The organism is Nostoc sp. (assembly GCF_054880495.1).
This window is the reverse complement of sequence record NZ_JBTYKD010000272.1, coordinates 1-8,426: the sequence shown is the minus strand read 5'-3', so window position 1 is coordinate 8,426 and position 8,426 is coordinate 1. Positions and strand designations below refer to the sequence as shown.

10 protein-coding genes are annotated in these 8,426 nt (G+C 44.3%); 7 read left to right on the top strand and 3 right to left on the bottom strand.

The genetic code is table 11. The features are described from left to right. Positions 1-157: 157 nt before the first annotated feature. The 5 genes from ACYTXL_RS24320 to ACYTXL_RS24300 all read left to right on the top strand — a co-directional run bounded on the left by ACYTXL_RS24320 (position 158) and on the right by ACYTXL_RS24300 (position 3,540). Complete coding sequence (locus ACYTXL_RS24320) at positions 158-892, top strand: DJ-1/PfpI family protein (RefSeq protein ID WP_461926972.1); 735 nt, start codon at positions 158-160, stop codon at positions 890-892. Positions 893-956: 64 nt separating this feature from the next. Next, entirely contained in the window at positions 957-1,550 is a 594-nt protein-coding gene (locus ACYTXL_RS24315) for a GNAT family N-acetyltransferase (RefSeq protein WP_461926971.1), read from the top strand. 116 nt (positions 1,551-1,666) lie between these two features. Then, positions 1,667-2,311, top strand: a complete 645-nt coding sequence (locus ACYTXL_RS24310) for a TetR/AcrR family transcriptional regulator (RefSeq protein WP_461926970.1) — start codon at positions 1,667-1,669, stop codon at positions 2,309-2,311. Positions 2,312-2,327: 16 nt separating this feature from the next. Further along, a complete protein-coding gene (locus ACYTXL_RS24305) occupies positions 2,328-2,717 on the top strand; it encodes a DUF120 domain-containing protein (protein WP_461926969.1) in 390 nt (129 codons plus the stop codon). Then, positions 2,701-3,540 (top strand): class I SAM-dependent methyltransferase, encoded by an 840-nt coding sequence (locus ACYTXL_RS24300; protein WP_461926968.1) that lies wholly within the window; start codon positions 2,701-2,703, stop codon positions 3,538-3,540. The genes ACYTXL_RS24305 and ACYTXL_RS24300 overlap by 17 nt, the downstream gene beginning before the upstream one ends. Here ACYTXL_RS24300 and ACYTXL_RS24295 read toward each other — a convergent pair. The 3 genes from ACYTXL_RS24295 to ACYTXL_RS24285 form a co-directional block, all read right to left on the bottom strand. Continuing rightward, positions 3,518-4,240, bottom strand: a complete 723-nt coding sequence (locus ACYTXL_RS24295; protein ID WP_461926967.1) for a gamma-glutamylcyclotransferase — start codon at positions 4,238-4,240, stop codon at positions 3,518-3,520. The two genes, ACYTXL_RS24300 and ACYTXL_RS24295, sit on opposite strands and share 23 nt — an antisense overlap. Before the next feature lie 277 nt (positions 4,241-4,517). Beyond that, positions 4,518-5,267, bottom strand: coding sequence for an SDR family NAD(P)-dependent oxidoreductase (locus ACYTXL_RS24290; protein ID WP_461926966.1), 750 nt, complete (start codon positions 5,265-5,267; stop codon positions 4,518-4,520). A 130-nt stretch (positions 5,268-5,397) separates the two neighbouring features. Then, a complete protein-coding gene (locus ACYTXL_RS24285; RefSeq protein ID WP_461926965.1) occupies positions 5,398-6,882 on the bottom strand; it encodes an MFS transporter in 1,485 nt (494 codons plus the stop codon). A gap of 503 nt (positions 6,883-7,385) precedes the next feature. Here ACYTXL_RS24285 and queG point away from each other — a divergent pair. Together queG and ACYTXL_RS24275 are read left to right on the top strand one after the other, a co-directional pair. Continuing rightward, the gene (gene queG / locus ACYTXL_RS24280) at positions 7,386-8,360 is read left to right on the top strand and encodes a tRNA epoxyqueuosine(34) reductase QueG (protein ID WP_461926964.1); all 975 of its coding nucleotides are present in this window, start codon (positions 7,386-7,388) and stop codon (positions 8,358-8,360) included. Beyond that, on the top strand, positions 8,335-8,426 hold a 92-nt coding region (locus ACYTXL_RS24275), incomplete at its 3' end, for an HAD hydrolase-like protein (RefSeq protein WP_461926973.1). The genes queG and ACYTXL_RS24275, both read left to right, overlap by 26 nt.

Here is an 8,426-nt window from a genome sequence, read left to right as displayed (position 1 = left end):
GGCAAGGCATGCTTTCGAGGTTTCACCCTCACAAGAACAGCCCCTCTCCCAAAATTGGGAGAGGGGAGCAAATTCTCTAGTTCCCCGAATCCCAAGTTGGGATTCGGGGTTAGGGGATGAGGGCAAAACGCCTGTATTTTTAACGAGGACATAAATAATGAGTGTAAAAGAACAAGTTTGTTCTCTATCGATTGGGATAGTATTGTTCCCAAATGTGACACAGTTAGATTTCACCGGGACTTACGAAGTTTTTGCCAGATTGCCGAACGCGCAGTTATATCTGCTAGCCCAAACACTCGAACCAATTCGGAGCGATGGCGGCCTTACCTTTCTACCGGACACAACCTTTACTCAAGCCCCAGCCTTAGATGTATTATTTGTACCAGGAGGACCAGGCATCAATGGCAAAATGGAAGATGAAAAGTTTCTTGAGTTTCTCAAAATCCAAGGGAAACAAGCCCGCTACGTTACAGCTGTCTGCACTGGTTCTCTGCTGCTGGCGGCGGCTGGTTTACTTCAGGGCTATCGTGCCACTACTCACTGGCTATCGTTAGATTTACTTGAGATGTTGGGAGTTGAGACAGTTGCCGAAAGGGTTGTCATTGATCGCAATCGAATTACAGGCTCTGGTGTGACAGCTGGCATTGATTTTGGGCTGGCTCTAGCTGCTGAGTTATTTGGGGATGCGATCGCCCAAGCAATTCAACTAGGGATTGAATATAATCCCCAACCACCTTTTAACAGTGGTTCTCCCCAAACTGCCCCTGCGCCTGTACTTGCTCGCGTTACAGCTGCGAGTCAAAATGTTCAGGAAATCAGACGGCAGATTGTCCAGCGAGTTGTGACTCAATTGCAAACTACTAATAAGCTAAACCACATCTATTTTGCATAATCTGAAATTGTACATTTCTTGTGGGGTGGGCGTCTCGCCCGCCCAGCAACGAAAGGCGGGCAAGATGCCCACCCCACAAGTAGTAGTAATTTATTTCTTGGAAATCCCTAACATACCAAAAAGTAAACAGGTATATAATCTGAATACTAGCCCTGAACCTATGAGCGCTAACGAAATATCTTTTCGATCTGCCCAAGAAACAGATGCGTGGGTGCTGAGTGCAATTCATATTGCTGCTATCAAAGCTCTACCTGCAACTTTATACACCCAAAAAGAACTTTTAGCTTGGCGTAATTACCGCGACAAACCTGATGGTTCAAATATCTTGAAGAGTATGAAAGTAGAAAGTTTCTGGGTTGCGATCGAGGGAGATTTTATTATAGGTTTTGCTAGTTTTATTGTTGATGAACTCATGGGGCTATATATCCATCCTAAATATCAAGGTAAAGGAATTGGCCGTGCTTTAGTTCAAAATTTTTGTGATCAGGCAACTGAGCAAGGTATAGATAAGGTAATTACAACTGCTAGCCTTTATGCTGAAGGGTTTTATTTACGAATGGGATTTACTGCCATCCAAAGAACACCTCATTATTTAAGAAGTGGGGTAGTTGTCCCAGTTATTCAAATGAGTAAAACATTAGCTACCGCACCAAAATAAATTTCAGAGAGTCAAGATTTTCAATAACTTTAAAACTGCTGGAAGATTATTTTTCCCCAAGTTATGACCACTTTTTCTACATAACCTATGATGTAAGTAAGTACTTGCCAGCATAAATGAATAAAACCATCCGTTCATCAACTCTCACGCGTACACGTTTGATCGAAGCCGCATCACAGATATTTGCCAGTTTAGGTGTTCAAGGAGCAACTACCCGTGAAATAGCTCGTGTTGCTGGTGTGAATGAGGTGACTTTATTTCGCCACTTTGCTAGCAAAGAACAACTTCTCTTAGCAGTAATCGAAAATGCCTTTGCACTTCAGACAGAAGCCCTTGCACATCCCGAAGCGTGGACGCAGGATCTAAAAATTGATTTAAGACATTATGCCCATCTTTATAATACTATGCTAGAGGCACAGGAAGATTTAATTCGTACCTTCATTGGAGAAGCTAAACGTCATCCACAGGAAGCCAGACAAGTGATTCAAGAAGCTGCCAAGCCCTTAGGAGAAAAACTGGTAGCTTACTTGCAATCGAGTCAGAGACGAGGCACCGTCAGAACAGACTTTGATCCATTTCCAGCAGTCGATATGTTTACAGGAATGCTGTTAGCTGGAATGCTATGCCGCAGTGCAAAATTCAATCAAGGCAGCTATAGCTGTGAGGACTATATTGAAACCTGTGTAGATATTTTTGTGCGCGGTATCAGTGTGACTCCCCTTTCAGTTGTCAATACGGCTGTAAGCTATAAGCCAAATTAGACAAAAATAAAGATATATGGAAATATTGAAAGGTAAAGTTGTCAGTGGTTTAGGAAACTTTTCTTACTGGATTGAGAAACTCCAGGAATATTACTTGAGAAAAACGGGAATGAAATTTTTCCCTGGAACTTTAAATATTCAGCTAGATCAACCTTACCATCTCCCGAAAAATGTAATTCGTCTGGAAAAGGAAGAATATGAAGGGACTGTTTCCATTAGCATTGTTCCCTGTGAGATATTTGGAAGAGATGCTTTTATCTTAAGAACAGACAAAAACAATACTGAGAGTGGAGATCATCCGAAAACAATTATTGAGATAGCTTGCGATGTTAAACTTCGTGAACTATATAATCTTAAAGATAATGATTTGATTGAAGTTGAGATTTCCGATGTCAGATTTATTTGAATTAAACAATCTGCTTGCATCTGAAGCGTTAATCCATTACGCGAGTGGTCGGGAGCAAAAGCGGTTATCAAAAGGTGCAGGTTTACTGGAATTAGCCCGAAGCCAAGAACTTATTAGCCGCTATCTACCACCTCCTCCCGCAGTGATTTTCGATGTTGGCGGTGGTGCTGGCGTCTATTCTTTTTGGCTGGCTCAACAGGGCTATGAAGTTCATCTGATTGATGCGGTTACTTTGCACATAGAGCAAGCCCGACATTTGTCTCAAGCTCAACCGGAATATCCTCTAGCTAGTTTGGCAGTTGGAGATGCTCGTCAACTGAATCGGGCGGATAATAGTGTTGATGCTGTTCTCTTACTTGGGCCTTTGTATCATCTGACTGAGCGCACAGATCGTATTATTGCTTTACGTGAAGCTCATCGTATCTTAAAAACTGGAGGTTTTGCTTTCGCGGTGGGAGTTTCTCGCTTTGCTTCAACCTTAAATGGATTATTTTGGGGACATTTAGATGATCCAGAGTTTGTAGAAATTGTTAAACAGGATCTGATTGATGGTCAACACCGCAACCCAAACAACCATCCTAACTACTTCACAAAAACCTTCTTTCATCATCCAGAAGAACTCAGAGCAGAGGTTGAAGAAGCGGGTTTTCATTTTGAAAAAACTTTAGCGATTGAAGGCCCAGGCTGGTTACTACAAAACTTTCAGGAACACTGGAATGAGCTAGGTCGCCGCGATCGCCTTTTAGAAGCGATTCGTTGGTTAGAAACCGAACCCTCTATATTGGGGATGAGCGCTCACATCATGGCTGTTGCCCGTAAATAGGTGGTAAAGTAGAGCCGCCACTAATTAAATTCGCTTGTTGTTTTGCCAGCACTTGTTTGCGTAACAAGAGTAATTGTCTATCTTTTATGCCTTCTGCGATTAATCCATCGACAGTTTTCATCAGATAATCAGCGCAGGAACCCAATTTTCCCGATGCGGTGGCAATACTATTAACAGTAGTTGTTAATGATATCTGATCAGCGTACCTGGGATGTTGGCGATTGGCAACAAAGGCGATCGCTAGGAATTCCTGCGTACCATCAAACGCCTTTACCCAACGAGCAACGTAGATACTAGGCAACATCTCCCGTCGCCAAAGCAGCAATAATTCCGATGCGACATCGGCAGCAGCAATTCGATAAATAATACCACGACAACTACCGCCCCGATCAAGTCCTAAAAGTAATCCGGGATTCTCTGGAGTCCCACGAGCCAGGATCGCCCATGTACAAAAGCGGCGATGCCAACCATAAATGATCCCAGCACGGCGCTCAACGTATGTGATTAAGGGATTCCAAATTAGCGAACCGTAGGCAAATATCCAGATATCAGAATTTAGTGGTTGTTGTTGTAGTGTTTCATCGAGTGATCGCTGTAACTCATCTTCACTCAGCAGAGTTAACTTTATTCCAGAGTGTGATGCTTCTAATAGTCTGGTCTGGTCATTTCCGGCTTCGAGGTCGCTACGACTGAGTGACATAATCTAAATTATTTCCTTTTCTGTAAATTTTCAGTAATTTCACTTGAACTTAAACAAGTTCCGTGAGTTTACACCAGTTTTCATGTATTTGAACCACATCTGTCGTAGGGGCACAGCAATGCTGTGCCCCTACCGCGTGGTCTATTTACTATCAAGCAGCAAGTTTTGTGGCGGAGTCTAAATCCCCATTACAAAACTTAATTACGAATTACGTTAGCGAGTCTTCTCCCAAGGGGAGACGCCAAAGGCGAACGAGCGTCATTAATTATGAATTATTTTAAAGTTCTTGCCCCGTTGGTCGGATGAGGATTTCATTGACATTAACGTGCGGCGGTTGAGTCAGAGCGTAAACGATCGCAGCAGCAATGTCTTCGCTTTGTAGAGGTTGAATTGACTTGCGTCGTTCTTGGATCCGTTGTTTGGCAACAGGATCGGTAATTTGGTTGTCAATTTCCGTATCCACCAAACCTGGTTCAATAATGGTGACGCGGATATTGTCCTTATAGACTTCTTGGCGCAATGCTTCGGAGAGGGCATTGACACCCCATTTAGTAGCATTATAAACACCGATGCCCGCCCGCGCTGTCCGGCCAGCCACTGAGGAGATATTAACTATATGCCCGGATTTTTGCGCTTTCAACAAAGGCAAAACAGCATGAGTAGCATATAGCAGTCCTAATACATTGAGGTCAAAGGATCGCCGCCAGTCTGAGCTATTCCCAGCTTCAATGGTGCCGAGTAAGGCAATCCCGGCATTATTCACAAGGATATCGACTCTTCCCAATTCTGCATTTGCCTTTGCCACCAAGTTATTTACCTGGATTTCATCAGTCACATCGGTGACAATGGACAATGCCTTGCCACCACTAGCTTCGATGCGTTCTGCTAATGCCTGAATGCGATCGCCACGCCTAGCCGCGAGTACTACTGTTGCTCCAACTGAAGCCAAGGCGATCGCAGTTGCTTCTCCAATTCCAGCTGAAGCGCCAGTGATAATTGCTACTTTTCCCTCTAATTTACCTGTCATAGATTATCTAACTCCTTTGTAATTGGGCACTTGTACTGACTTGTACTGAGCGGCGTCGTTGGCGCAGCCTCTCGTAGAGAAGTAGCGGCGTCGTTGGCGCAGCCTCTCGTAGAGAAGTATTGGGCATTAATTATTCCTCCCCTGCTCCCCCTGCTCCCCCTGCTCCCTCTGCTCCTCCTGCTCCTCTACTCCCCTGCCTCTTACTGATCCTCAAAACGGATGCAACTGCTGCCCCACATAGTATTAGGGCTGCAAAGCGAAAAGTTCCTTGAAACCCCGCAACGATCGCCTCAGGAGGGGCAACGGAGACATCTGCACCCGCAGACATACTAGCGATTAAGGCTCCAAATACTGCCCCAATTAGAGAAACTCCTACTGTGTTCCCTAATGTACGTGACAAAGACAGTAGCCCAGAAGCAATGCCTAGCCGCTCCCTCGGTACTGCTCCCATAACAGTGCTATTGTTGGGCGATTGGAATAAACCTAGTCCAATGCCGTAAATAAAATAGCGCGATACATAGCCTAGCTCGCTAATTTTAGCATCAAAGGTGCTAATCGCCAGACAGCCGCCAATCATCAACCCTAGCCCTAAGGAGCTAATTAGTCGAGGGCTAAAGCGGTCTGAAAGTCTTCCAGACCAGGGGGCAATTAACCCACTAAGTACAGGCGACACCGCTAGCAGCAGCCCCACTTTTACCGTCGGATAATGCTTAACGTCCTCTAGAAAGAAAGGGACGATGAGTAGCGAACCGCCAATAACAATGAATGCTAGCCAGCCACTTAGCAAACTCATACTCAACTGAAGATTGCGAAACAGGTGTAGCTCTAGTAGCGGCTGCTCTACGATCGCTTCAACTACCAAAAAAGTTGTAAAACTCACGGTGGCGATCGCTAATAATACTAATGCATTGGTACTGCTAAAGCCCTGGCTTTGCCCTTGCGTCATACCCAGCCCAAAACTACCCAGAGTCAATAAAGCTAATATGGCTCCCAAAAAGTCAAATTTCTGTTTGCCCTCAATGCATACAGAAGGTGGCACGACTCGAGCTATCAAGAAACTAGCTATGATCCCCAGAGGTACATTGATGAAAAATATACTATGCCAGCCTGACAAACTTAGGAGCAGTCCGCCAGCAGAAGGCCCAAAAGCAATTCCCAGTGACACTACACTACCGATGACGCCAACAGCCCGACCTCGTTCGGAAGAAGGAAAAACTTCTGTGATGATTGCCAAAGCAAGCCCAGACATGAACACAGCACCTAATCCTTGAAGTGCCCGAAAGCCGATTAACCACTCAATAGTAGGTGCAAAACCACACAACAGCGAACTTAAAGTGAATAGAACAAGTCCGCCCTGATATAAGGACTTCTTACCCCACATATCCCCCAGGCGCGTTGCCCCCAAAACTAAACCGGAACTGACCAATTGGTAACTCAATACAGCCCATTGGGTTGTAGGGAAACTGGTGTTAAAGGCTTGCACCAATGTCGGCAAAGCAACATTGATGATGCCCACATCTAGGGTAGACATAAACACCCCAAGTCCGACACCGAGTAAAATCCAATTTTTTTGAGAGTCTGGCAAAGTTAGAGGTTGTCTTTCCAATTGTGCCAAGTTTTAGCCTCCGCCTTTGACTTTACGGTTGTGAATAGTTTGCATACGTATATTCATTGTAAAGTGCTATGCTCACAACCAAGTTCAGGAAAGTAAGCTTTTTATCCCTAAGCTAATGAGCATTTAAGTTGCATAAAAGCAGGGCTGTTCCCGTAGGGTAGCCCTTACTACAAGCAAATCATTCTGGAAAAATGAATGACGATTAGCTTAGGGACTTCCAAGAAATAAATTACTACTACTTGTGGGGTGGGCGACACGAGAGCCTTTGGTTACTGGACGGGCGAGACGCCCACCCCACAATAAATAGTTGGATATTTTTTTATTTGGAAGTCCCTTACCATTAGTGATTTTATTCACAGCGATCGCACAAGCGCTTCATAGATCAGAAATGCTCTGGTTAAATAAAGTTTATATGTATGGAAGCAACAAATCTTAATCAAAGGTATTGACTACGTAATGTATGATCTAATATGCCTTTGGTTAGGCAAAATCCAAATAAAAAAATGAATGAGTATTCTGTAACAAGCAGCAGTGTAGTGAAAGAAAAAGCCAGGGAGTTGGGCTTTCACAAAGTTGGAATTGCTGGTGTAGATAGGGTAGATGCCACAGAAGCGCAGAGGTTACAAGCATGGATTGAACTAGGTTATCACGCCGATATGGAATGGATGGCTAATCCAAAGCGTCAGGATATCCGCTTAGTGATGCCAGAAGCGCGATCGCTAGTTTGTGTGGTGCTAAATTACTACACAGCAGATCAACGTCCCAAAGGCGAGGAATATGCCAAAATTTCCCGTTATGGTTGGGGAAGAGATTATCATAAGGTGATGCATAAAAAACTCAAGCAGCTAGCTATATGGCTAGAATCACTTGATCAAGGCGTACTAGCTCGTTATTATGCAGACACTGGCCCGGTGCAAGATAAAGTGTTAGCACAACAAGCCGGAATTGGTTGGATTGCTAAAAATGGTAATGTGATTACACGAGAATATGGATCTTGGGTATTTTTGGGAGAAGTATTGACCAATTTGGAATTAGAGAGCGATCGCCCACATACAGAACACTGCGGTAGCTGTACTCGTTGTCTTCAGGCTTGTCCTACAGGTGCAATTACTCAGCCTTTTGTCGTAGATGCTAATCGCTGCATTGCTTATCATACCATTGAAAATCGCGCCGAGGAATTGCCAGAGACAATCACACCTCATTTGCAAGGCTGGGTTGCTGGTTGTGATATTTGCCAAGATGTTTGTCCTTGGAATCAACGTTTTGCCAGCACAACTGATATTGCCGAGTTTCAGCCTTATCCTGGGAATATTGCTCCCCAACTGCTAGAATTAGCCCAAATCTCAGAGCAGGAGTGGGATAAACGATTTCCAGCATCTGCCTTGCGGCGGATTAAGCCAGAAATGTTACGACGCAACGCCCTAGCTAATCTTGACGCATCCAGGCGAAAGAATGACCCCGAAAGTAATTATTTTTGATTTTGATGGCACAATTGCTGATACAGTAGATGCCCTTGTAAGTATTGCTAATCGTCTAGCTGTAGA